This window comes from Duganella phyllosphaerae (assembly GCF_001758785.1).
GTDB classification, from domain to species: Bacteria; Pseudomonadota; Gammaproteobacteria; order Burkholderiales; family Burkholderiaceae_D; genus Rugamonas; species Rugamonas phyllosphaerae.
Genome location: NZ_LROM01000050.1, coordinates 82043 through 105783 on the forward strand (window position 1 = coordinate 82043; position 23741 = coordinate 105783).

Sequence of the window (23741 nt, forward strand, 5' to 3'; positions counted from 1 at the left end):
CATGGCGTTCAAGGAGACCAAACTGCCGGCCAATGCACCGGCCGCAAAAAAGGCGCTGGGCTGGGTCGATGACCGCTTCCCGCTGACCAAGCTGTGGAACGATCAATGGGGCAAGTACTACGCCCCGAAAAACTTCAATTTCTGGTACATCTTCGGCTCGCTGGCGATGTTGGTGCTGGTGCTGCAAATTGTCACCGGCATCTTCCTGACCATGCACTACAAGCCGGACGCCACGTTGGCGTTCGCTTCGGTCGAGTACATCATGCGCGAAGTGCCGTCGGGCTGGCTGGTGCGGTATATGCACTCCACCGGCGCCTCGGCCTTCTTCATCATCATCTACCTGCACATGACACGGGCGCTGCTGTACGGTTCGTACCGCAAGCCGCGCGAGCTGATCTGGCTGTTCGGCTTTGCCATCTTCCTGTGCCTGATGGCCGAAGCGTTCTTCGGCTACCTGCTGCCATGGGGCCAGATGTCGTACTGGGGCGCGCAGGTGATCGTCAACCTGTTCGGCGCCATTCCCGTGATCGGCCCCGACCTGTCGTTGTGGATCCGTGGCGACTACGTAGTATCGGACGCCACCCTGAACCGCTTCTTCGCCTTCCACGTGATCGCCATTCCGCTGGTGCTGCTGGGACTGGTGGCGGCCCACCTGATCGCGCTGCACGAAATCGGTTCGAGCAACCCGGACGGCATCGAAGTGAAGGAAAACCTCGGACCGGACGGCCATCCTCTCGACTCCATCCCGTCGCACCCGTACTACACGGTGCACGACCTGTTCGGCGTGTCGATATTCCTGCTGATCTTCAGTTGCGTGGTGTTCTTCGCGCCGGAAATGGGCGGTTACTTCCTCGAGTACAACAACTTCCTGCCCGGGGACTCGCTCAAAACCCCGCTGCACATCGCTCCAACCTGGTACTTCACGCCGTTCTACTCGGTGCTGCGCGCCACCACGGCCGACTTCATGTGGGTGCTGATGTGCTTTGTGGCCGCTTACACCGTGTTCATCTGGCTCAAGTCGCGCCTGTCGTTCATCACCAAGATCGTCATTGCCGTGATCGCCCTGCTGGCGATTATCGGCATGCTGCCGCAGGTGCTGGACGCCAAGTTCTGGGGTGTGGTGTTCTTCGGCGGCTCGGTGGTGATCCTGGCTTTCATGCCGTGGCTCGACCATTCGCCGGTGAAGTCGATCCGCTACCGCCCGACCTGGCACAAGTATGTGTACGCTGTGTTCTTCCTGTCGTTCCTGACCCTGGGCGTGCTCGGTACGCTGCCGCCGACCGAGGGCCGCACCATCATTTCGCAAGTGTGCACCCTGTTGTACTTCAGCTTTTTCCTGTTCATGCCGTGGTGGAGCACGATGGGCACGTTCAAGAAAGTGCCCGACCGCGTGGTTTTCCATCCGCACTGAGCCGCTGAAACCCGTACATAAAGGACAAGACATGAATTTTGCGAAGAAACTGCTGGCTGCGCTGGCCCTGGTGCCGGCGCTGGTACTGGCGAATGAAGCCGGTTTCCCTTACGATAAGGCCCCTGACCGTTCGAATAACATGGCAGCACTGCAACATGGTGCAAAATTATTCGTCAATTACTGTTTGAACTGTCACAATGCGTCCTCGATGCGGTACAACCGCCTCAAGGACCTGGGACTGACGGATGCGCAGATCCGCGATAACCTGTTGTTTACGGCAGATAAAGTGGGCGCCCTGATGACCACCTCCATGAATCCGAAGGACGCCAAGGCGTGGTTTGGCGCGGTGCCGCCGGATTTGTCGGTGATCGCGCGGGCCAAGGCGTCGGGTTCGGGCAGCGGTTCGGATTACCTGTACACGTATCTGCGCACGTTTTACAAGGACGATACCCGCCCGAACGGCTGGAACAACCGGGTGCTGGAAAACGCCGCGATGCCGCATGTGTTGTGGGAATTGCAAGGCATCCAGAAGATCAAGATGAAGGACGTGCCTGATCCGCACGAGCACGGCAAGACGATCCACCAGTTCGACGGTTTCGAACAAGTCGCGCCGGGCACCATGAGTAAGTTAGAATTCGATAACGCGGTGGCCGACCTGGTTGGCTACATGCAATGGATGGCGGAGCCGGCGGCGCAAACCCGCAAGAAACTGGGCGTGGTGGTGGTCTTGTTCCTGTCCCTGTTTGTCTTGCTGGCCTGGCGTTTGAACGCGTCGTACTGGAAAGAAGTGAAATAATCGAGAGCGCCGGAGCAGACTTCGGCGCTTGTTTTTGCGATGCCCGCCTGAGCGGGCAATCGGTTCTGGGGTGATCCGTTCGACGGCTCGCCCCCTTTGTTTCTAAGGAACTATAACAAATGATGGTTCTCTACTCGGGCACTACCTGCCCATTCTCGCAACGTTGCCGCCTGGTGCTGTTTGAAAAAGGCATGGACTTCGAAGTACGCGACGTCGACCTGTTCAACAAGCCGGAAGACATTTCGACCATGAACCCGTATGGTCAGGTGCCGATCCTGGTCGAGCGCGAATTGATCCTGTACGAATCGAACATCATCAACGAGTACATCGACGAGCGCTTCCCGCACCCGCAACTGATGCCGGCCGATCCGCTGATGCGCGCGCGCGCCCGCCTGATGCTGTTCAACTTCGAGAAAGAGCTGTTCGTCCACGTGCACGTGCTCGAGAGCGAACGCGCCAAGGGCAACGACAAGAGCCACGACAAGGCCCGCGCCGAAATCCGCGACCGCCTGACCACGCTCGCGCCACTGTTCCTGAAGAACAAGTACATGCTCGGCGACGAATTCTCGATGCTGGACGTGGCCGTCGCGCCGCTGCTGTGGCGCCTGGACCACTACGGTATCGAGCTGTCGAAGACCGCCGCGCCGCTGATGAAATACGCCGAGCGTATCTTCTCGCGCCCGGCCTACATCGAAGCGCTGACCCCGTCCGAAAAAGTGATGCGTCGTTAATCACAGGGCGCAGCCGCGCCCCGTGTTAAATGCTGCAATAGTTGATCATCGGCGCGCCGCCGTACGTTTTACAGCGGCAGCGCGCCGAGTGTTACCGTAGTCTGGAAGACCATGTCCGAAATCTCTACCAAGCCATACATGCTGCGCGCCATCTACGAATGGTGCACCGATAGCGGCTATACGCCCTACCTGGCCGTCAAGGTCGATGCTTCGACCACGGTCCCGATGGAATACGTGAAAAAAGGCGAAATCGTCCTCAACATCAGCTTCGGCGCCACGTCCGGCCTGAAAATGGACAACGACGCCATCCGCTTCCACGCCCGCTTCGGCGGCGTCTCGCGCGAAATCTACGTGCCGGTCAACAACGTGATGGCGATCTACGCCAACGAAAACGGCCAGGGCATGGCGTTCGAGCCACAACTGGGCGGCGAAGCTGGCGCAGGCCAGTCGTCGCCAGTGGTGGACGAGCCGGCCGCACCGGTACTCGCGTCCGTGCCGTCGATCGCCCCGGCGCCAGCGCCGGTGTCGACCGCCAAACCGGACACCGAAACGTCGCCCGACGACGACAACGAACCGCCACGCAAGGGCGGCCGCCCGACCCTGACGCGGATTAAATAGCGTATAATCTGCCCCGTACAAGTTTCGCCGACTTAGCTCATTTGGTAGAGCAGTTGATTTGTAATCATCAGGTGGCCAGTTCGAAACCGGCAGTCGGCACCAATAAAATCAAGCACTTAGCCCAATCCTCAGGATTGGGCTTTTTGCTTTCTGGATGCCATGTAACCCCTGTGTAACCCGGCTTGATCAATCAAGCCGGAAGGGCCAGCGGCCTGTCGCACCATGCACGGGCGATCAAAGAGCCAAAAAGGGCTCTTATCGAATACATCGCATGCACAGGTGCGACGCCCTTCTCTCAAGCACCAAGAATGCGCCGGATAGCCTCTACCGGCCAGGCCAGCCGGCCGTTCACCCGAACCGGTCGCAGAGGTCCATTTTCGGCGGACGCCCATACCCGCAATGTCTGCGGTTTTCTCCCCAAGTGGTAAGCAGCACATGCGGTATCGACATGTGTCCGCCGTTCCAGGTCAAGCGGCATGAAGCCCAGCCAAGATTGAGCACCTGCCATCAGGTGTTGTATTGCTTGCGGTTGTTGCTGATCCATCCATCGCCTCGAAATTTGAGCGCCGAACAACAGGCCAACCTCAATGGTCATCGCCACATCGTCCGGCACATATCCGACAACGCCGGGGCACGGCCCCAGCCCAAGAATACTGTTCCGTATCGACGTCGCCCGTGACGCGCAGTCAATACGCAAGCGCCTTTCGGCGCTTGTCCCCCACCAAGCTTCAGGCGCCGGGCACAACCGTTATGCGGTTTCCCGCGTTGCTCTACCGGTAAAAACGACAAGTTATTGTGGCGCAACACCAGTTTTTCATATTCACAGATGGGGACGGCGGACATCATCCCAGCCATTTGGCCTGGCTCATGTTTCAGGCCGCCACAAAACTGGCCTGAACCGGCGAGGAACTTTGTGATGAGGAGAACCGGCTCTGTTGATCAACTGCAGCAAGCCAGCTCTACGCAAAATTGAAGCCGTTCCGGGATCGTTTTCTTTTCGCGTAACTGCTGCAGCATCTGACGTACTCGGCGTGGTGTAACACCCAAAATCTGCGCAAGATCAGAGATAGACTTGCCACTTATAAAGCGTGCGACCGATAGCAACTTGGCTACGGTAGTCTCATCCGACAGGAACGTTCCTTCTTCGCTATCGTCGTCGGTTGATACAGTGATATTCTCAATCAACGCGCGTGTATGTTCGCCAATGATGTCGTCACTGTCGAGCGAGATTGCGAACGTGTGAGCGCCAAATTGTCGCCGCATTCGCTTTTCCCAATGCCCGAAAATAAACTGGCATAACGTACCCCTCGTTGGGTCGAACTCCTTACCTTTGTCCACGATGATGAGACTGACTTCTTGGCGGCCATCTTCCCAAGGCAATCCATATTTTGCCGACTTGGCTTTGATCTGGTCCAAGTGTTCTTGCGCAAACGCAACGGCAAGATGGGCTATTTGGTTTGGGGTAAAAAACATGCTTTCCTTCCCTAGTAATACAGGCTTAACTAAGATTTGACGGAAGCTCTGTGCGACTAGAAGAGGCCTCCCCCTTCAACCCGGTCGTACTCGGGCAAACCTTTGCACATGCACAAGCGAAACAAGCCGTGGAGCAGTACACGGCATTACTCCAGACAGAGGCACGAAGTTTAGGAAAGATACGGCTGTAAAGCGTCAGACGGAAAAAATTGTCAACGCAGAGCAAGATGGGCACGCACGGCAAAAAAAGACGCGGATACCCCAAACAAAGATTTGAATACGCTGGTGAAGCGGTGTGGAGAGCCTGTACACGGAAACGCAACTCATAGAGAGTCGGAACCATTCAAAGTGCCAGGAGACTGTTGGGAATGCAGCCTAAGCCGCAGAGAGGCAATGCCGCGTAGCGACACAGAATAATATCATCAAAAATTTTATCCTGTCAACATATATTAATTCGTGGCAAATTTAATAGGTAATCCCATGAAAGAAATTGGCACCAATGAGCAGCGCGACCTCATGAGCCTTGTTGAAATCGCGGCAGAGTAGCGGCCAAAGTCCTGAAGTGAGCAGACCAACAGGCGTTCTGGCTTGCTCCCTTGTCAAAAAGTGGATTGATTTCCACAGCCGACCTTGCTGTGAAAATTTGCGCATTTTTTCATGGCAGCAACTGATATGCTAAGACATTGACACCAACTTTTGGTTGATTTTGCCCTTGTCACTTCATTCAGGGCCTAACGATAGCGCAGATATCGTCGCCCCAAAAACGACAGCGCGTACCTAGCCGGGATTATGACTACGCAAAGCGACGCCGCGCGTGGGACAGACTAAATTGTCCGAGCGACCTAATACAGCGGCACTTCTATTGGCAGCCCAGTGCTCAGGTTAGTGTTGCAAAAAGTACAGAATAAATGAGAGGGCTACATGCACGTCGAATTTGTCGAGATCGCGAATTTCAGGAAGCTCCTGTCAGCACGCGTGGATTTGTCGCTCAAAACGACGCTGTTCGTGGGTCCGAACAACAGCGGTAAGACATCGGCCATGTTGGCACTAAGGCGGTTCCTGACGCCGCGCCGCTGTCCCTTCGAGATCCATGACTTCACGTTGTGCCACTTGCGGGCGCTCGTCAATATTGGCGAATCATGGCTTCAGACGAACCAGGCAGGTGGCGTGGCGGACCTTACCCTTGCCCCTTGGGTGCATGCGCTTCCCACCGTGGATCTATGGCTGCAGGTAAAGGAAGACGAAGTCCACCGAGTTCGAGATCTTGTACCGCTCATGGAGTGGACCGGTGGAAGGCTGGGAGTGCGACTAAGATACGAGCCTAAAGATCTGAATACACTTTTTAAGGAATTCATCACGGCGGTCGTCGATGCCAACGTCATGCGCGCAGCAGCTGCGGCGGCCGCGACCGCCAAGACCGCCGGCATCGCAGCCGTTCCCAAGCTGACGGTTTGGCCTGAAACCTTGGTCGACTTCCTCAGCAAGCGGCTGAGCTCGATGTTCACGATCCGAGCCTATCCGCTGGACCCGGCGCTACTTGCCACCCCTGAAAAGCTTAGGGCCCTGCCGCAGGTACTTCCTGCATCGGCATTGCCGATCGACGGAGATCCTCTCCGTGGCCTGATCAAGGTGCATGACATCCCCGCGCAGCGCGGCTTTGGCGAAATTCCGAGTGGGGTCGAAGAAGGCGAATTGCAAACTTCGGCTGGCGGAGCGCGGCTGTCGGAACAGCTCAGAAGCTACTATGCCAAACACTTGGATCCGGCCCAAGGGCCGGATCCGATGGATCTAGAGGCCCTTCAAGCCATGGAAGCGGCTGAGGGTGCGTTCGATCTGAAGCTGACGGAGAGCTTCAAAGAATGCTTCACAGAGGTGGCGGGCCTGGGTTATCCAGGCGTTAGCGACCCGCGGCCGCGCGTATCGACACGCTTGCGTGCGATCGATGGGTTGAACCACAGCGCGGCAGTCAATTTCGAGGTCGACGTGGTTTCGGATGCAGGCGCGGTCACGCCCCGCCTGCTGCTGCCAGAGGGCAGCAACGGGTTAGGCTACCAGAATCTCATCTCCATGATCTTCCGACTGATGAGCTTCCGGGATGCATGGATGCGCGTCGGCAAAGCATCCAAGGGGGCCGAGGTTGCGAGCATTGAACCGCTGCACCTGGTCCTCGTGGAGGAACCCGAAGCCCACTTGCATGCACAGGTGCAGCAAGTATTCATTAAGAAGGCGTACGAGGTACTTCGCAGGCGGCCAGAGCTGGGGGAAAACGATGCACTGCGCACGCAATTGATCGTCAGCACGCACTCGAGCCATGTCGCGCACGAAACTCCCTTCGCTAGCTTGCGGTATTTCCGAAGGCTGCCGGCCGGCATGGTGGCTAACGTGCCAGTGTCGACGGTCATCAACCTGTCACAGGTATTTGGGGAGGGCACGGAGACCGAGCGCTTCGTCACCCGGTACTTGCGTGCGCAGCACGCCGACTTGTTCTTCGCCGACGCAGCGATCCTTGTCGAAGGTCCGGCCGAGCGCATGCTCATCCCAAACTTCATTCGTGCTCACTACAAGGTGCTGCACCAAAGCTACGTCACCTTGCTGGAGATTGGCGGTAGCCACGCACATCGTTTGCGCCCCTTGATTGATCATCTGGGTCTGTTGACGCTGATCGTTACCGACCTGGACAGTCTGACAGCGACTGGCGGCTCATCAGTCCAGCCCGCTTTGGGCACTGGCCAAAAAACCAACAACTCCACCCTAAAAACCTGGGTACCAGCCTTGGACGATATCGACACCCTCATTGGTGCGCCGCCTGCAGCCAAAACGATCGCGGATGCTGGTGACACGCTGTTCGCCGTCCGCGCGGCGTACCAGATACCCGTTGAGGTCACGATGCCGGGCGCCACTGTCAAGGAAACAGCCTACCCCTACACGTTTGAAGACGCGCTCGTTTTCGAGAACGTGGAGTTCTTCGCAACGTTTCCGGGACCGGGATTAAATGCCAAGTTCCGGACTGCCATCGCCACCGGGGGCGGTGCAACTGCGGTAGGTGCCAGCATGTACACCGCGCTCAAGGACGGCAAGAAAGCGGAGTTCGCCCTCGATGTCTTGATGGCGGATGACTTCAATAATCTGAAGGTGCCGCAGTACATCGCAGAAGGCTTGGTGTGGCTTCTGGAACAGATGAAGAAGAAGCAAGTGGAAATCCTGACTACAGCACCGGGTACGGCCGTTTCAATAACGACTGCCGCAGGCTCAGCGCCGGGGGGCGCACCATGACAGACGCCGACGATCAATTCGATGCCGAGGCTGACGCAACGATTATTGAATGTCTTGACCTGAGCAAGCCCAGAAGCTTCTTCCTTTACGCTGGCGCTGGATCAGGAAAGACTCGGTCATTAGTCAGCGCAGTAAGACAGGCGATCGATGGTGAGCACGGCAGGCAGCTCACTTTGACGGGCAAAAAAATTGGCATCATCACCTACACCAACGCTGCGTGCGACGAAATCAAGCAGCGTCTCGAGTTCGATCCCCGGGTCGAGGTCATGACGATCCACGCATTCTCATGGTCGCTGATCGAGGGCTTCAACGTCGAGATCCGTCAGTGGGTCGCGAAGAATCTTGAAGAAGAGATTGCCGAGCTCGAGGAACAGCACAGGAAGGGCCGCCCCAATACAAAGGCGGGCATTGAAAGGCTCCGGTCCATGGAGGTCAAGCGTCGCCGTCTGGCATATTTGGAATCCATCATCAAGTTCATCTACAGCCCGACAAGCGACAACCGCACGCACGACTCTCTGAACCACTCAGAGGTCATAGCCATGACGGCCAGCTTCTTGACCAACAAACCTGGGTTAAGGCGTATGTTGGTAAGTAGGTGTCCGGTCTTGCTCATTGATGAGAGCCAGGACACGAACAAAGCCCTCATGGACGCCTTCTTGAATTTGGAAGAAGAATTCCATGACCGGTTCAGCTTGGGTCTTTTTGGTGACATGATGCAGCGCATCTACTCGGACGGGAAAGACCGGCTAGACAAAGCGATTCCTGCCAGATGGGCCATGCCACGCAAGCGGATGAACCATCGATGTCCGTCCCGGGTTATCGAGGTCATCAACAGCATCCGCCATGATGTCGACGGCGAGAAACAAGTCCCCCGCAGCGACGCTGATGTGGGCGTGGTTCGCGTCTTCATTGCGCCTCAAGCGGGTGCCGATCCCTTCGCCATAGAAGCAGCGGTGCGCCAGCGGATGGAGACGATCGCTGGTGATCCAGCTTGGTATAGCTCGGACACGGTGAAGACTTTGGCCCTTGAGCATCTGATGTCTGCCCGGCGATTCGGTTTCGTAGAATTCTTCGAACCGCTTTGGGGGATCGACAGGCTCAGGACCAGCCTCCTGCAAGGCGCAGGCGCAGGCCTTGGATTCTTCATCCGGGGTGTGCTGCCGCTGGTCAAGGCGCTTCGCGCTAACGACCGGTTTGCGGCTACGGCGATCATTAAGGCATCATCGCCACTTTTAAGTCACGAAACGCTTCAGGCAGCTGGATCGAATCAGGTCGCGCAACTTAGCAAGGCCAAGGCAGCATGCGACGGGCTTCTGGCGCTGATCACGGAACGGCCCGAGGTTACGGCTCAGACGGTGCTCGAACTTGTTGCGCAGACGGGTCTGTTTGCCATCCCGGACACCCTGGCTCCCTTCGTTCGCGGTGACGCCCACACCAAAGCCGCAGCAGCCGAGGACGAGGCAAAGCAGGGAGGTCAGGTCGAGGGGATCGAGGGCGAAGAAACCGAAGATACCAGCTCTGAGCTGAGCGCATGGGGCAAGTCGCTTGAGGCTCCGCTTAACCAGATCGAACACTATGACCTGTACGTGCGGGGGCAGTCGCAGTTCGGGACGCATCAGGGCGTCAAAGGGCTTGAATTCCCGCGAGTTCTGGTCGTAATCAACGACGACGAGGCGCGAGGCTTCCTTTTTGCCTACGACAAGTTCTTTGGCACCAAGGCGAAAACAAAGGCGGACCTAGAGAATGAAGCTGTTGGCCGTGAGACTGGTTCAGACCGGACCCGCCGCTTGTTCTACGTTACCTGCAGCCGAGCGGAGAAGAGTTTGGCCATCGTCTACTACTCGCCTGAGCCAGGGTTGGCTCGTGACGCCATCCTCCAATACGGCTGGTTTGGTGAAAGCGAAGTTGAGTTGATCACTTGATCGAACTGAATGCTATCGACCTATATGACCTGACGCCGCTCTGCGCAAGCAGCTTCGGACGTACCTCAATCAGATCGTAGCCAAAACAGAGGAGTGCTGAGGACATCCGTCTTACGAACCTCGACCGCGCTACATGTATGCCCTCACGTGAGCGACCAACGTCATTCCAGCCCGACCAACTCTATTTGCCGCGATCAATGTTGAGCAGCTAAATAAAGTTGGTCTGAGAGGCTAAACCTTTAATTTTCTTAGCTTATAGAGGTGCCAAGTAAAGTTGGTCGAGCATTCACATGACGGACTTAGTTTTCTGCCACGCGAAAAAGTTGGTCAAGACAATGACCGCTTTCGCCACAAACCGAACACACGATTCACTAGTCCACTCAGTTTTAACGCTGCAGAATTTTCGCAGTTATAACTGCTGGGTCGTTGCAATATCCTTCATTTGCAAACCGCTGGACACGCTCCTTGACATCCCCCGGACCCCAAAACTCCCAGTTGCGTTCAGCGAAATGGTTCCGCATCGCCTCGATGTCTGCTTTTCGGCCGTTCCCAGCGATAAGACCAAGGCGAATTTGAAACGCAGGCCCCATCAGTCCCAAAGCGAGCAGGTCAGTGCGCAGTTGATGAAGGACGATCTCACGATAAGGGGTACAGGTAAAAAGTTTGTACCGGCCTTCCGGGACTTGATGGTCGACTGCTAAATCAACAAGCTTGACACCGACAGAATCAAAGAACGACTTTACTTCGAACGCGATGATCGTCGACGTAGGTACATGCAATGCAAGCAAATCAATTTCAGGGCGTGGAATCGAAGATTTGGAGGGATGAATCTGCGCCTTCTGTACAGGACTGAGATTGATCTTAAAGGACTGGATGACCCAATATCCTTCCCGCTCCAAAAGCGTCTTTGCAATGTTCTCGAAGTGATCCACTAGTTTTGCTCAATATCCACAAAAATCTCCTCAAAATCTGTTCCGGAAAAATTCAGCTTTGACCATCCGCGCCTGGCCGTTCTCGGCCGGTCGCGCCAGCATAGCATGTTGCCGTCGCGAAAACATCAAGGTCTGCCCCGACACGCCGCTGTCGCCCCGACGCTGTCGATCACGCAGCCAGTCTCGACAAGGACAAGGCTTCGCTCACGACTGCAAGACAGATACGTCAAGGGCCCAGCCAGAAGTGTGGCACAGGCACAGCAGATGAAATGCCTCTGACAGTCTAAGGAGAAAGCACAGACTCGACTGGATTAGGCGTCTGGCGGTAAATTGGAATTCGTATACCCTGCGATACGCACTTGTTGATTAAATCGCCAGACTTCGAAAACCCTCTGAACTTGACGAGTGATACTCTGATCAACCCCCAAACCGTTAGCAAAGTCTTTCAATTGATCATTGATAGTCTCTGAAATAGAATCCAATGGCGCAACATCCTCAGAACAATTTCTATCAAATGAGAGATCAAGCTCATAATTCTTTCCTCCGAGCGCCCCTGTCGTCAGATTCGTGCTGCCGATAATGGCTTTCGTTGCCAAATGTTTCTTTGATACGGAATCATATTTACATCGAGCTGTTAACTTTGCGTGCATTTTTGGGACGCAGTAGAACTGAATAGGATCTTGGCCGAACAGAATAGTACCATCGAGACTCTGATTCAGGTTTTTCAAAATAGTACCTGCATCTTTTTTTGTAAATCCTTGTGATCCGGTTTTCCACATTCCCAAAATTAATACAAGTCGGCCGCCGTTTTTGATCCAATTTCGCACAAAATCGACGCACAATGCTTCTTCAATATCAAATTTTCCTGACTGCAGCACTAGAGACTCTGGCGGCCTGTAATTGAGTGCGGTGACCATTGGAGTGTTGCTGAACGGATCGAAGTTGGGATCGTCTTCCTCAGAGTACGGCCTACACAATTCCCTAAGCGCTGCTAAGTTCTCTTTGACGGCTCCGTTACAAAGAAACGGATTACTTACAATTACCTTCATGCTGTCTCCCTGTTCGAAATTACTTACCATGCACCGCTCCCCATTACTCCATTACGTCGCGAAGGTGACGACGTTGACGCGGTGCGGCCGCATAGTTACACCAATAAATATTCCAGTAAATTGCAACGATCGCTAATGGCCGATCTCGGCTGAATTAGTAGCGCAAGTTTAGCACTACATCTTCAGGTCGAAACGCAACTATCCCTTGTTTAATACGGTTCGCATCACTGCGTTCCAAGTCGTAATCCAGAGGTGATGAGTAAACTTCAATGATGGTGCGATATCATCGGCTGCAGCATACCGAAGATTAGATTCATCAGAAAATACGGCTTGGGGAACATTGAATTCCACAATCTTAACTACATCGTATTGCATAAATCTCATAATTGAAACCATCACGAACGACTGCTCCTGCTAATAGCCGTCATTGACAAATTCCGTGCAGAAGCAGCCAGTAGCTGCTTTTTTCGTCAAGCATCTATAGAGTAACCAACTCTGCAATTTTCCGCGCGACTACAGCCATTGAATCTTCTGCAGTATCTAGGCCACTGCGCGAGGCGAGCAAAGGGCTGATATCGCGAAGAGCTACATAGGTTGTGTTATGCACGATGGGAACAAGTTGGTTACCTGCTAAGAGAGCTGAAAGCTCTTTGTCGGCAACGCCTTCTTTTGGAAGGCGAGCGAGCAATGCAGGAGTTACCAGTACAAGCCCGATTCGCGACTTAGCTAAACCCTTGTCGATAGCGCGCATCATTGGCACTCCGAGTCCAAGATCCTTTTCACTGAACCAAACTTTGACACCTGCCGCCACAAGCAAATCGTGCAATTCTTTTGCTGGCCCCTGTCGGTCATCCCACGCATGGCAAAGGAAAACATCACGAAGATCAGGTTGCGTTTCCGCCCGCGTCTCAACTGTTTCACGGATTGGTGTGAGCGACTGTACTTGGGCAGGAGTGTAGACGATAGATGAGCCTGCGTTCGACCACTTCGGCCTTGAACCGCTACTGGACCTGACACTACTGCTACCACCGCTAGTGCTGTAGCCAGCGGTGCTTCCTGATGGAGCGTAGGACGAGCTGCTTCTACTGTAAGCGTACCTAGAACTGTGACGGCATGCAGGACATTCAGCAGCTGCAGAGGCTGAGCTATGTCCTCTTACTGGAGCGGTGCATCTAGCCATTTCGTGATCCCTTCGTTTTTAACTGTCTATTTAATTGAATTATTAATAGCCGATCCAACCTAACATAAAAAACTATTAACATTTATAAAAGCGCAATTATCGGTAATTTCCGATAACAGTCGATAGTATCAAATTTTTAACATGGAGAGTTTAGAAAATTCGAGGAATTTCCTATTTCTTGCGATGCAGTAAGAACATCCACATCCCGATCCGGCCTCACCACATTTGGTACTGTATGACTGAGAGAAATGGTATCTGGATTCCAATGCCATCGAATGTCCGATGTCGGGTGAGAATAGGTGTCCGACCTAAGGAAAATACTCACTTTGCCTTAAAAACTCGACTTGCGCAGGGACAAATTGGACTTACGATAACTCTTGTCGCGGTCACATATGCCGCTCAACCAACCCCACTAAGGGAGTTATTTGATGAGTACAGACAAAGTCACGAACCTAACTATTTTTACTACCGACTGGGCGAAAGAAGATCGCCGATCCGTGAAGGCCTACCTCAATGGCAAAGGCGACGGCAGGGTCCTGTGGTGGAACATCAATCGTTTCATTCACCAGCATTTCAGACCCAGAGCTTCGCTCGAGAAGATCATGTTTTGCTTCCACTCGCGCCACCAAACACTCACTCTGTTCAACTTGGCATATCAAGCCTACGTGCAGGAGGTGGCAAAGGCAATCCAGTCCGAGGGAGTCGTAGCAGGCATTCGACTCGCGATTTCCTCAGCCTGCAAGACACCTTTGTCCGAAGGAACTGCGTGCTCGCATCTCTCCTGACATCCACTTGCCGATCAACACATGTGATTGGCGTGGTCGGGACATAGTGATTTCACCCTGAACATCATGAAGAAAAAAATGAATAAACTTATTGAACATATAAAAAAAATAGCGATCGAAGACACCCGCCTTTTTTTCGAACCACTCGTTGCAGTGAAACGCCTGATTCGCCGCGTGGCCACGGCCATCACTTCTCGGATCAGGCGATCGAAGCCAAGAGACAGGAAGGACGATGACCAATGAGAAGTGGCGCCTTCTATTTGTTGCTCTACTTCCATCCAATAGCGAAGATCCTCCTTACAATTGTGTGTCGGGTCTGCGGCTTCCTCGCAATCATCACGTTGGTCGGAATGTTCTTCAACGACTCTTGGGTGGGCATTATCGTGATTGCTGCGCTCTTCTTTTTGGTGTCGCTCAGCGCCTCCATTCTTCAGGCAAAGTACACCGAGCTTCTGCTGAAACTCCAACCGGACGAGACTGAATACACTTTCTACGACTGATTGAGCAGCCAAGGCCGACCGTCGCGTGGCAGTCGGCTTTGTGCCTCGCATACCGCGGTGAAACGCGAGGGAGTCAGTAGCATCTTCTAGCCCACTGTTCGTCAACTCGCTCCTATCTACTTGCTTCCCGGATATTCACTACATCCGTTATTCAGATATCTTGACTTTATCTGCATTTCAGATAATATTGATATATCTGAATAACGGATACTGCATATGTCCCTCTCGCCTCTCCCCCACCGTCTCCTCACGGCGTCGCAGCTCGGCCAGTTGCTTGCATCCACCCGCAAACGGCACAAGATCACCCAGGCGACTGTAGGCACGCGTGTCGGCTTGAGCCAGAATCGCATCTCCTACCTGGAGAGCCATCCTGACGAAATCAGCGTCAAGCAATTACTCAGTTGGTGCTCCGCACTCGAGCTGGAACTGCAGTTGGGCGAGCGCGATACGTCCACCGCAAGCAATACGGCCGAGTGGTAGTCATGGGCCGCCGCTCACACAGCCAGACGCTCCATCTTTGGGCAAATGGCGATTACGTCGGACGCTGGACGGTCAAGGCCAACGGCGACTCCGAACTCCAGTACGATGCGTCCTGGCAAAGCTCAAGGCTCGGGCGCCCGATCTCGCTGTCGCTGCCGTTCAATCTGCGCAATGAACCGCTCAAGGGTGCCAGTGTGGCAAACTACTTTGAGGGCTTGCTGCCGGACAGTGACATCATTCGCAAACGCGTTGCGACCCGGTTCAAGACGGGCTCTCTCGAGCCTTTCGATCTGCTCGCGGCTGTCGGCCGGGACTGCGTCGGCGCCTTGCAGTTGCTGCCCGAAGGCGGCAAACCGGAAGGACTGGCGCAGGTTGACGGCATCGTCCTTGACGAGGAAGACATCGAGCGGCACTTGCTCGAAGTGGTCAGCTCGGAGCGACACGGCGCCACTGATGATGCCGACGATGATTTCCGCATTTCGCTCGCTGGCGCACAAGAGAAGGACGCCTTCTTGTGGTGGAATGGGAAGTGGATGAAGCCGCGCGGCGCGACGCCAACAACGCACATCTTCAAGCTCCCGATCGGCATGGTAGGCGGGAAAAAAGCCGACTTCAGCACGTCGGTCGATAACGAGTGGCTATGTCTGCGGCTGTTCAAGGAGTACGGGCTACCCACGGCGAATGCCGAGATTGCGACGTTCGGCGCGCAAAGGGTGCTCGTTGTCGAGCGTTTTGACCGCGTGCGATCAAACGATGGCAAGCAGCTGTTCCGGCTGGTTCAGGAGGATTTTTGCCAGGCAACGGGAACATCACCGCTGCTGAAATACGAAAATGACGGTGGGCCGGGGTTAAAACAGATGTTTACCCTGCTGCAGCAATCGCAGCATAGCGCTGCCGACATGCACACGCTGATGGCCTCGCAACTTCTGTTCTGGATGCTGCGCGCCCCAGATGGCCACGCCAAGAACTTCAGCATCCAGCTACTCGCAGGCGCAGGCCGGTTCAAGCTGACGCCCATCTATGATGTGATGTCCGGCTATCCTGTGATCGGCCCAGGACCCAACCAGTGGGCCGAACGCAAGCTCAAGATGGCGATGGCGCTACTCGGAACAAACCGGCACTATCTCGCGCATGGCATACAGCGGCGACACTTCAATAGCACTGCAAAAGCGGTCGGCTACGGTACGGACGCCGAACCGCTCCTGCTCGATTTCATTGCCCGCACACCCGCCATCGTGGAAAAGGTCCGCAGCGAACTGCCTGTGGGTTTTTCGGAAAAGGTAGCCTACAAAATTCTGGGCGGCCTGCTTGATACTGCAGCCGCCCTTGAACGGATGCCACCAACCTGACTAGTGCCTCGCGTAGGGCACGGCTGCAACGGGCACTAACACGAAAATGGCCAGTATTTTAACCCCGGTTAAACATGAGGAAAATCAGCAGCATCTCTGGCCAGCTATTCCGTTATTCCTATTCTAAAAACGCATCAACCTCGAACTGCAGCTCAGCAGGATCAATGCACAGCTGGCACCGATCGTGTTCGACAAGAAGTTCATGAAACGACCCATCCGGGGACTGGGCGACAGCTGCCTTGATCTTCTCTTGAACAATCCGTGTTGCCTCGCCAAGCAGGTCATGCCAGATGAGTGGAAGGAACACATTGGCAAGCCAGGACCTTAGCGTTTCTCCACCCCCCTCTTCACTTTGAAACGAAATGACTGACCAGCTCTCCCCCCCCTCATCACAGTCGAACTCGGGATAATATTGGGGATGGTTGCGGTACAGCCACATGAAAAGGTCTTCCAACTGCGCACTTTGCGGGAAAGCCAGCAGGAGCTCGATTGGCATGAACTCAAAGCGCAAAATCGCCGGGCTCTTGTCGTCATCGGGATCACTCGGCTTCGATACCTCGCTTAACGTTCCCCAGGAAAAAACATACCCCTGTTTATCCAGGTATTCGTCGAGCATGCTAAGGTCCCATCCATCTTTGGAAAGACTACACATGTCTTCAGCAGCAAGAAATGAATACTTGCCGTGGACAAGCTTCCGTATAAGCTTTGCTGGCATCCCAAGCTGTACGGGACACGCGCTGATCAACAAATTCCTCGCCGCTTCATTCACTTCCATATCGCGATTGGTATTCACTCTACTTCTCCTTTTAACACAACAAAAAATCGTTCAACATCGCTTCAGCGCTGGTGCGCAGCGCCAGAGGAGTCTCCAGTCCAGGAGACATCCATTCCACCCCGTGACGCCGGGCATGCTTCGCAAACAACATATGCGCCTGGTCTGCAGTCAAAGCCAGGCCTGTGCAAGCCATCATTTCCTGAATAAGCCGACAATCCTCCAACCGATCGGCTGGGACTTCGGGAAGTGCAACAGCGTCAAGAACTCGAAGTGCTTTCTGAATCGTTAAGATCCCTTGATCGCTGTCCGGAAAAGGTGCCGAAGACGGCTCGGAGGAACCGATATACGCACTCGTCACAGACACCCTGTTGTGTCCCAATGCTTGCGCTACCTTCGCCTTCACGACGCCGCTATCGGCGCCATCCAGCTGCCCTGCCGTGCCACCCATCGTGGGCGGGATCATCCCGAGCAGCAACGCATGGTTCTCGGCAAATTGCGCGCGCAATCCATGTCCTGTTATGCCGGCATCGGCTTTGGTGAAACCGAATGACGTCATCAAGTTCTCATAGCGGCGGATGTTCTGCTCCAGACTGGCTGTCTGACCTGAGCGGGAATACCCCCAACCAAGCGCTTTGTTTTTCGACACGCGTGCTTTGACGTAGTCGAGCAAATCACGCTGCGCGTGTGACGCGATGGGAATATTTCGCCAACGACCGCCTTTGCCCATCCCCGGAAAAACCTGCAGGTAATGGCCGTAGTCCTGAACGTGTGGATTGCATTTCAGGACCTCTTCGCGTCGCAGTCCAAAGCCCAGCTCAAGGCGTAACATCAGACCGAGGCATGGGTCGCGCTCGTCAACCTTGCGGAACGTCTCGACCAGATCAATGCCATGTCCTGACCAGGACTTCGTGGTTCGTGCGGCCGAACGCACTTTCAACAATTCAGGATCTACATCCGGCAGATATTTCTGGACGGCGCCAACCATTCCTGGCTTGCCGAGCATTGCGCAGAAAACCCGTAATCGGGACAGGTCGTTCTGGATGGTCTTGGCTTTTTTGTGCTGGCAATACCACCAGTGCTTGACGAGCACTTGGATATGCCGTTCACCGAGGTTCTTCGGATCCTGAATTTTGTAACCGAGTACATGTAGCCGCCGGATCGATGCATATAAAACTTCTTTCGTGAGTGTCTGGGTGCGTTCGGACGACACCTTGCCATTGACTCTGCGTGTGCCTGCTAGCTTCATGATGTCGTTCACTTTTTGCTGCCACATATGTCCTCCAAAAAACCATCGATACCTCTTATCAGCAGACGCGGAAGCGCGGCAGATAAAACAGGCAGGCGGGGGTAAGGTTCCCGTCTTAAATAAGCCGGTTTCACATCAGTGGACCTTACTGCCAACCACGAATGCGCCGAGCCCTTGCGGTACTCGGTTTCTCTTCCTGGGAAAAGAATTGAACATTGAGCAGTTTCTCGCTGCGCACTCCCGGATTAGGTCCGGGCGTTGAGGGTGCGCGCCTCCAGTTATGGGAAAACCAGTGAGAGCTGGCGTGACGTTCTCAGGCGCCGTGCCTGATGCACATGCGGACTGAGGGGGAACTAACCCGATCACGATGTTTGCAGTTGACGTGTTGGAGGCTGGTGCTCTTCGGAGCGAAGAAGGGATGGAGATATGGCTGTAGCGTGGCCGTCTGCGCTAACCACTCAAGCAGGAAGGACGATCTGTGATCGGGTTTTCCCTGCCATTGCGCTGGAAAGCAGATAACGACATCTTTTGGGGATCACTCTGTACCTGCCTGTAGAGCCTTGCAGACAAGACTTGGCCAAGTAAGAACTGGATTTTTTGATTGTGATGAGTGCTCGCGATCAGATGAAAGCGAGCGATGCCAGACGCTTGGCGTTGCGAAAAGCTGTTCTCTCTCTGGACAGAACAACTTGAAATTGCGGGGGAACAAAAATGCCGAAGGCCGACGCTGCGTAATTTATACAAGCGTAGCTAGCGTGTCAAGACACATTTTTTGCTGCGCCGCTTGTCTGGATTTCCGCACTTGGTGATAGCTAATAAAGGCGCATTTTCGAACCTCGATATTCGACACGGACTGCTTCCCGGTTCCGGTTGCATCTTCAGGTCACGAGGGAAACCTGACTTGCGTACGCCGGCTTGCGCTTTACATTAAATCTTTCACTGACACTTGGAGTTCTAAATGGAAAACATCTCAATCGCAATCGATGGAGGCCACTCAATGTTCAAAATACGCGCAGCCTCGCTGGCTTCGCCAGACGAGCGTCATTCGTTTCAGATTCCCACTGTCGTGATCCCCGCGATCCCGCTGACGAACGAGCAGACACGACAAAAAGCTGAGCTCGAGACTGTCGAGGTGGATGGGTGCAGATACTTCTTCGGCGATACCGCGTTGCGGCAAGGCCGCTCAGAAGTGTACACGGGACAAAATGCGGATTGGATCGAGAGTCCCCAGCACGATGCACTGGTACTGGGAGCATGGCGCAAGGCCATGCAGGCGTTCGGCAATCCTTCGGCAAGGATGCATCTGGTGATGGGCTTGCCGGCCAAGTTCGTCGGGTCGCAGCGCGACACGCTCCGCAACCGCATCGTGGCTTTGCTGACTCCACGCCTACTACCCGGCCAAACGCTCAAGGTAATGGTGCAGAGCCAGGCGGATGCACCACTGCAGTGGCTCTCGATTCAAAATAACGGTTGTCTCCACCCACAGCGAGATCTCGACAACGAGGCCTGGGGCGTCATCGAAATCGGCCACTACACAACCGACTTCGCGCTTTGCGATCGCGGCTCCATGATGGAGTACGCGGCCATATCGTGCGCAGGCATGCATCTGGTCTACGACGGCATGTCCAGCGCGCTGGCGCAGGCCAAGCTGCCAACATCACTGGACGTGGTCGATGCAGCAGTACGCAGCGGAAGCATCAAACACTTCGGGCAGCGCGTCGACGTCTCTACCTTGCTCAATCAGGCGAAAGCAGGCTTCGAAGCGGTCGTCATGGATGAAGCGAACCGGGTATTTGGGCAAAGGGCGGCCGGGTTGGACGGCATCATCATTGGCGGTGGAGGAGCTGAAATGATGCTTGATGGACTCAAACAACGATATCCCAATGCTGTCACCAGCGACGAGCCGCGGATGATGGTCGCGGAAGGCTTCTGCCGTCTCGGACTGCTGTCACTGCTGCAGTCCTGATCCAGGGATCTGCCATGTCGACACCAATGGATAAGCCGCCGAAAATCGGCACCGAGATCACCGTTCGCATCAGCCTGACTTTTCAGGAGGCGCCGGACGTCCACACGCTGCTGGCGATGACGCCAGTGCGCGAACGAGGCAAGCTCGTGCGCCTGGCCTTGGAGCGATACATCGCGGCGATAGGTCATCCAGCAGGTGACATCGAACAGCAGATCCATGCCATCTCGACATGGCTGAGGTTCCGAAGTGGGCGGGAAGAACCGACGGTGGCTACTCCAAGCACTTCCGGAGCGCCGCGCCTAGTCGAGGCTGCGAGCGCAACCCAAGTTCGCGAAACGGCAAAGCCCGTACCAGCACCAGGCAAACTGGCTCAGAAAGAGACATCCAGTTCGTCCTCACCTATTGCGAGATGGCTTCAAACCTAGGCGGACAATCGGAGGATCGATTGAATCAGCAGGCTAAATAAGCACAGAAAGGAAAGTCTGAAAAGCACCCGAAATGGGCATCGACGAACGGATTTGGACCGCTGGAGGCAGAACCGCGAGAAAATGCTTTTCTGTTACGGTCACATAATTACACTGCAAGCTCCATCAACGTTAAAAGGAGCATTTAATGAACCAAAAACGAGCTGATCATAACGCTAACCAGCATAACCCGAACAACATCACGCACAAGCAGGTGAATGACAATCGTTCGAATCAGGTAAATCCCACAAGCCCGGTGCATGACAAAGGCAGAGCCATTCAGCAACCGGCCGTGGAACGCAAATAAAATAGAAGGCAATATCTTGGGGCGGGCAGCATCAATTTGCGGGCCCCGCTTCCAAAATGGAGTGTGCAATGGCAAGAAAAAAGGATAATGACGGAGTTTTGGCAACGATCGAGCGACTGACAGGCAAAGTGCCTTGCCCTATGTATTTACGGAGTGCGCTGAACAAGTATTTGTACCAGGAACAGCTATTTGAAGGCGCGACTGCGGGGAATACACATGGTCGCCGTAAACAGCTGGGACAGCTACGTGGCCCAGATACTGACAACCTCGTGCGTAACCTGCTGGACCTCGATGCGCTCTTCAGCGGTGAGACAACCACGGTGATAGACGTCGTCACTGGTGCGATAGATGCGAATATCTTGAACGAACGGCTGAATGATGTCGAGCAAAGCATGCAGCAACGCCTCGATATCTACCGCTACTGGCTGGATCGTATCTCGTCAGTGCGCTCCGTTCTTGCTGACGCTCATTTGAATTTAAAGGTAGACAGGCTGGATGAGAGGTTGTTGGCTGCCAGGAATACTGAGATACCTACTATTGCTCCATTTGCGCTGCATGCACTGCAAGTGCAGGAGGCGAGTGAAACGAAGGCGCGGACAGGCTTGCCAAGTGCATCTGAGTTTGTATCAAGGGCGGATGCTTACCTCGCGCTGGACGACTTGGTGAATGCGGATAGAAATGCCTGCTCAGCTATCGCGCAAGACGCAGCTTGCGCTCGAGGCTGGTTTATCCGCGTCGCGATCGCGCTCCGACGCCGTCAATCGGCAATGCGAACATTCCATCGGAAGAGGATGGAGGCGCAGGAATTTGCGGAATCACTCTCGGGGCATGAACGATGGGCAAATGAACAAGCCGACGAGTCAGCTAACGATGCCTGGGAGCACCAGCAGTCTCTGGATGCGATACTGCCGCAAGCCATTTTGCATTGGCCCCAAAATGCAGGGCGATGTGAATACGGCGATTTATGGAAGCAGGTTCGCAACGTATTCGTCGGAAGAATGTTCGCGATTGCTGTGCACGATGTCCAACGAGCAGGCTCACGGGAGCAGTGGGCGCATCTGAACGGCCTGGAGCTGGAATGGGAACTTGAGCACCGAAAGCAGCCATATGCGTCGAGCAGTGGATTGACGGGAAGCTCATCATTCACCGCAGAGGAAACGCGAGCCATCACTAGACTCCTGGCTGTCTACGATGATAAGCCTCAGCAGTTTTTTGACATCATCGAGGGTAGCAGAGTCTCCACTGACTTCCAGCTTTACCACTTGCGCTTCGCGCTACGCATGGAGGGTTGCGACGCGCACTGGGCCAAACTGCAGGCCGCAGTTGCGACAAGCCCGCTTGCCTCGCAGGCCGATAACTTGATGCGGGATCCTACTGTAGCGAAGCTATGGCAGGCGCATTACTGCCGCCACAGTCACCCAGCTGCTCTAGTGCAGTCTTACGCGAAATGGCTAAGGGAAACGCAAGCGCAAAGCAACGGACGCCTTCGTCATGCTGCCCTACAGCAATATGCGCACCTATTTCACCATCAATTCGTGCGGAGGCAGTTCGGTCTATGCGGGGAGGTGGCCGCTGAGGCACTCACACTCTTTGAAGGAGCTACAGCGCTGACCGGCTGGTTCGGATGGCAGCCGCATCCTTACGACGATTCCATCAGCATGCCGCTCCATCAATGCCGTTACTGGGAGTATCTTGCCGCAGTCGCTGCCGTCGAGCAGCGCAGGAAGAGCGAGCCCCTATCAGCACAAGCACAAGCGATACTCGATGACGAAAGCCGCTGGAGAGAGGCTTTTTCAGAACAAACCAAATGCTTTTGGACAACATCAATGGAGTACGAGGAGGGCTGTGGCGAAGACTGGCCCGAGCCGCCTTATGGAATCGACCTGCGCGAGCAGGAAAGTTGGGCGAAAGAGGCGCAACTTGTACCACATAAATGAACTGAAGGAGCCAACTCAGTGTTGGCGTCGATTCTTGCCTAACATTTCCATGGTGATCACCTATTATTTCTCCTGCCTAATGATTAGGCAAGAGTAGTGAACACTTGGGTCAGTTTTCGGTCGGCGCCAACACATAGCCTTCAGTGTCAACGTCATCACCATCCCAGCCAGTCATCCGAATGGCCTTGAACATTACGTTGGTCTGAAAGCCCCTCTTGCCGCCGCAATGCGGGCACGCGAAGACGCCCCGAGCCGCGCCGTTGGCCTTGATATCAGTCAGCCGCAGCTCTGGCGTGGATGGATTTTTGCCAGCGCGTGCCTATGGCTTAGAAAGACAGCAGCTTGATGCGGTCAGCTCTGGGTCAATCCTGCTCACCCTCATTTTCCTAGCGTTCTCGATTAATCCGAAATTACTGGGTATTTCGGTCCATCGTGCCCACTGATTCCGGTTCATCGTGCCCAGCGATTCCGGTCCATCGCGCCCACCCATTCCGGTCCATCGTGCCCAGTTTGATGGGGTGACCGGAATCACTGGTCACGATACCGG

Annotated in this window: 20 protein-coding genes and 1 tRNA gene; 15 read left to right on the forward strand and 6 right to left on the reverse strand. The window is 54.7% G+C overall.

Features of this window, described 5'->3' with window-relative positions; all coding sequences use genetic code 11:
* Position 1: 1 nt before the first annotated feature.
* The 5 genes from DUPY_RS04380 (at position 2) to DUPY_RS04400 (ending at position 3658) form a co-directional block, all read left to right on the forward strand.
* Entirely contained in the window at positions 2 to 1411 is a 1410-nt protein-coding gene (locus DUPY_RS04380) for a cytochrome b (protein ID WP_070246616.1), read from the forward strand.
* 31 nt (positions 1412 to 1442) lie between these two features.
* Positions 1443 to 2207 carry a cytochrome c1 gene (locus DUPY_RS04385; RefSeq protein ID WP_070246617.1) on the forward strand — a complete coding sequence of 255 codons (765 nt, stop codon included), beginning with the start codon at positions 1443 to 1445 and terminating at the stop codon, positions 2205 to 2207.
* A gap of 119 nt (positions 2208 to 2326) precedes the next feature.
* On the forward strand, positions 2327 to 2938 hold the full coding sequence (locus DUPY_RS04390; protein WP_017877976.1) for a glutathione S-transferase N-terminal domain-containing protein: 612 nt from the start codon (positions 2327 to 2329) through the stop codon (positions 2936 to 2938).
* A 111-nt stretch (positions 2939 to 3049) separates the two neighbouring features.
* Positions 3050 to 3556: a ClpXP protease specificity-enhancing factor gene (locus DUPY_RS04395; RefSeq protein ID WP_070246618.1), complete on the forward strand. Its 507-nt coding sequence runs from the start codon at positions 3050 to 3052 to the stop codon at positions 3554 to 3556.
* A 26-nt stretch (positions 3557 to 3582) separates the two neighbouring features.
* Positions 3583 to 3658, forward strand: a tRNA-Thr gene (locus DUPY_RS04400).
* 837 nt (positions 3659 to 4495) lie between these two features.
* Here the strand turns inward: DUPY_RS04400 and DUPY_RS04405 are convergent.
* Positions 4496 to 5029, reverse strand: coding sequence for a sigma-70 RNA polymerase sigma factor region 4 domain-containing protein (locus DUPY_RS04405; RefSeq protein WP_070246619.1), 534 nt, complete (start codon positions 5027 to 5029; stop codon positions 4496 to 4498).
* 921 nt (positions 5030 to 5950) lie between these two features.
* Here DUPY_RS04405 and DUPY_RS04410 point away from each other — a divergent pair.
* Together DUPY_RS04410 and DUPY_RS04415 are read left to right on the forward strand one after the other, a co-directional pair.
* Positions 5951 to 8302, forward strand: coding sequence for an AAA family ATPase (locus DUPY_RS04410; protein WP_070246620.1), 2352 nt, complete (start codon positions 5951 to 5953; stop codon positions 8300 to 8302).
* Positions 8299 to 10224, forward strand: a complete 1926-nt coding sequence (locus DUPY_RS04415; RefSeq protein WP_070246621.1) for a UvrD-helicase domain-containing protein — start codon at positions 8299 to 8301, stop codon at positions 10222 to 10224. The genes DUPY_RS04410 and DUPY_RS04415 overlap by 4 nt, the downstream gene beginning before the upstream one ends.
* 386 nt (positions 10225 to 10610) lie before the next feature.
* On the opposite strand, the gene DUPY_RS27110 is transcribed toward DUPY_RS04415, so the two are convergent.
* The 3 genes from DUPY_RS27110 to DUPY_RS29030 form a co-directional block, all read right to left on the reverse strand.
* Entirely contained in the window at positions 10611 to 11156 is a 546-nt protein-coding gene (locus DUPY_RS27110; protein ID WP_071651577.1) for a hypothetical protein, read from the reverse strand.
* A 311-nt stretch (positions 11157 to 11467) separates the two neighbouring features.
* A complete protein-coding gene (locus DUPY_RS27735; RefSeq protein WP_141749416.1) occupies positions 11468 to 12205 on the reverse strand; it encodes a phospholipase D-like domain-containing protein in 738 nt (245 codons plus the stop codon).
* A gap of 478 nt (positions 12206 to 12683) precedes the next feature.
* Positions 12684 to 13385 (reverse strand): toll/interleukin-1 receptor domain-containing protein, encoded by a 702-nt coding sequence (locus DUPY_RS29030; protein WP_071651578.1) that lies wholly within the window; start codon positions 13383 to 13385, stop codon positions 12684 to 12686.
* Between the two features lie 428 nt (positions 13386 to 13813).
* Between DUPY_RS29030 and DUPY_RS04425 the strand changes: the two genes are divergently transcribed.
* From DUPY_RS04425 to DUPY_RS04440, 4 genes are all read left to right on the forward strand, one after another.
* Positions 13814 to 14170, forward strand: coding sequence for a hypothetical protein (locus tag DUPY_RS04425; protein WP_070246623.1), 357 nt, complete (start codon positions 13814 to 13816; stop codon positions 14168 to 14170).
* 239 nt (positions 14171 to 14409) lie between these two features.
* Positions 14410 to 14670, forward strand: coding sequence for a hypothetical protein (locus DUPY_RS04430; RefSeq protein WP_070246624.1), 261 nt, complete (start codon positions 14410 to 14412; stop codon positions 14668 to 14670).
* Between the two features lie 216 nt (positions 14671 to 14886).
* Positions 14887 to 15150 carry a helix-turn-helix domain-containing protein gene (locus DUPY_RS04435; protein ID WP_070246625.1) on the forward strand — a complete coding sequence of 88 codons (264 nt, stop codon included), beginning with the start codon at positions 14887 to 14889 and terminating at the stop codon, positions 15148 to 15150.
* Positions 15151 to 15152: 2 nt separating this feature from the next.
* A complete protein-coding gene (locus DUPY_RS04440; RefSeq protein ID WP_070246626.1) occupies positions 15153 to 16499 on the forward strand; it encodes a type II toxin-antitoxin system HipA family toxin in 1347 nt (448 codons plus the stop codon).
* Between the two features lie 118 nt (positions 16500 to 16617).
* Here the strand turns inward: DUPY_RS04440 and DUPY_RS04445 are convergent, their stop codons facing one another.
* Both DUPY_RS04445 and DUPY_RS04450 read right to left on the reverse strand, forming a co-directional pair.
* On the reverse strand, positions 16618 to 17292 hold the full coding sequence (locus tag DUPY_RS04445; protein ID WP_141749417.1) for a hypothetical protein: 675 nt from the start codon (positions 17290 to 17292) through the stop codon (positions 16618 to 16620).
* 13 nt (positions 17293 to 17305) lie between these two features.
* Positions 17306 to 18547 carry a phage integrase N-terminal domain-containing protein gene (locus DUPY_RS04450; protein WP_070246628.1) on the reverse strand — a complete coding sequence of 414 codons (1242 nt, stop codon included), beginning with the start codon at positions 18545 to 18547 and terminating at the stop codon, positions 17306 to 17308.
* 931 nt (positions 18548 to 19478) lie between these two features.
* Here DUPY_RS04450 and DUPY_RS04455 point away from each other — a divergent pair.
* The 4 genes from DUPY_RS04455 (at position 19479) to DUPY_RS04460 (ending at position 23194) form a co-directional block, all read left to right on the forward strand.
* Positions 19479 to 20486, forward strand: coding sequence for a ParM/StbA family protein (locus DUPY_RS04455; RefSeq protein WP_070246629.1), 1008 nt, complete (start codon positions 19479 to 19481; stop codon positions 20484 to 20486).
* A 14-nt stretch (positions 20487 to 20500) separates the two neighbouring features.
* Positions 20501 to 20911, forward strand: coding sequence for a hypothetical protein (locus DUPY_RS27740; RefSeq protein WP_141749418.1), 411 nt, complete (start codon positions 20501 to 20503; stop codon positions 20909 to 20911).
* A 187-nt stretch (positions 20912 to 21098) separates the two neighbouring features.
* Entirely contained in the window at positions 21099 to 21257 is a 159-nt protein-coding gene (locus tag DUPY_RS28300; protein WP_167359025.1) for a hypothetical protein, read from the forward strand.
* Positions 21258 to 21325: 68 nt separating this feature from the next.
* On the forward strand, positions 21326 to 23194 hold the full coding sequence (locus tag DUPY_RS04460; protein ID WP_141749419.1) for a hypothetical protein: 1869 nt from the start codon (positions 21326 to 21328) through the stop codon (positions 23192 to 23194).
* Positions 23195 to 23741 lie beyond the last annotated feature (547 nt).

Bases quoted from the DNA above. Each gene is read 5' to 3' on its own strand.
- DUPY_RS04460 (WP_141749419.1), top strand. From the start codon at position 21,326: ATGGCAAGAAAAAAGGATAATGACGGAGTTTTGGCAACGATCGAGCGA.
- DUPY_RS27735 (WP_141749416.1), bottom strand. From the start codon at position 12,205: ATGAAGGTAATTGTAAGTAATCCGTTTCTTTGTAACGGAGCCGTCAAA.
- DUPY_RS04435 (WP_070246625.1), top strand. From the start codon at position 14,887: ATGTCCCTCTCGCCTCTCCCCCACCGTCTCCTCACGGCGTCGCAGCTC.
- DUPY_RS04390 (WP_017877976.1), top strand. From the start codon at position 2,327: ATGATGGTTCTCTACTCGGGCACTACCTGCCCATTCTCGCAACGTTGC.
- DUPY_RS04385 (WP_070246617.1), top strand. From the start codon at position 1,443: ATGAATTTTGCGAAGAAACTGCTGGCTGCGCTGGCCCTGGTGCCGGCG.
- DUPY_RS04425 (WP_070246623.1), top strand. From the start codon at position 13,814: ATGAGTACAGACAAAGTCACGAACCTAACTATTTTTACTACCGACTGG.
- DUPY_RS04450 (WP_070246628.1), bottom strand. From the start codon at position 18,547: ATGTGGCAGCAAAAAGTGAACGACATCATGAAGCTAGCAGGCACACGC.
- DUPY_RS29030 (WP_071651578.1), bottom strand. From the start codon at position 13,385: ATGGCTAGATGCACCGCTCCAGTAAGAGGACATAGCTCAGCCTCTGCA.
- DUPY_RS28300 (WP_167359025.1), top strand. From the start codon at position 21,099: ATGAACCAAAAACGAGCTGATCATAACGCTAACCAGCATAACCCGAAC.
- DUPY_RS04415 (WP_070246621.1), top strand. From the start codon at position 8,299: ATGACAGACGCCGACGATCAATTCGATGCCGAGGCTGACGCAACGATT.
- DUPY_RS04405 (WP_070246619.1), bottom strand. From the start codon at position 5,029: ATGTTTTTTACCCCAAACCAAATAGCCCATCTTGCCGTTGCGTTTGCG.
- DUPY_RS04380 (WP_070246616.1), top strand. From the start codon at position 2: ATGGCGTTCAAGGAGACCAAACTGCCGGCCAATGCACCGGCCGCAAAA.
- DUPY_RS27740 (WP_141749418.1), top strand. From the start codon at position 20,501: ATGTCGACACCAATGGATAAGCCGCCGAAAATCGGCACCGAGATCACC.
- DUPY_RS04395 (WP_070246618.1), top strand. From the start codon at position 3,050: ATGTCCGAAATCTCTACCAAGCCATACATGCTGCGCGCCATCTACGAA.
- DUPY_RS04440 (WP_070246626.1), top strand. From the start codon at position 15,153: ATGGGCCGCCGCTCACACAGCCAGACGCTCCATCTTTGGGCAAATGGC.
- DUPY_RS04430 (WP_070246624.1), top strand. From the start codon at position 14,410: ATGAGAAGTGGCGCCTTCTATTTGTTGCTCTACTTCCATCCAATAGCG.
- DUPY_RS04455 (WP_070246629.1), top strand. From the start codon at position 19,479: ATGGAAAACATCTCAATCGCAATCGATGGAGGCCACTCAATGTTCAAA.
- DUPY_RS04410 (WP_070246620.1), top strand. From the start codon at position 5,951: ATGCACGTCGAATTTGTCGAGATCGCGAATTTCAGGAAGCTCCTGTCA.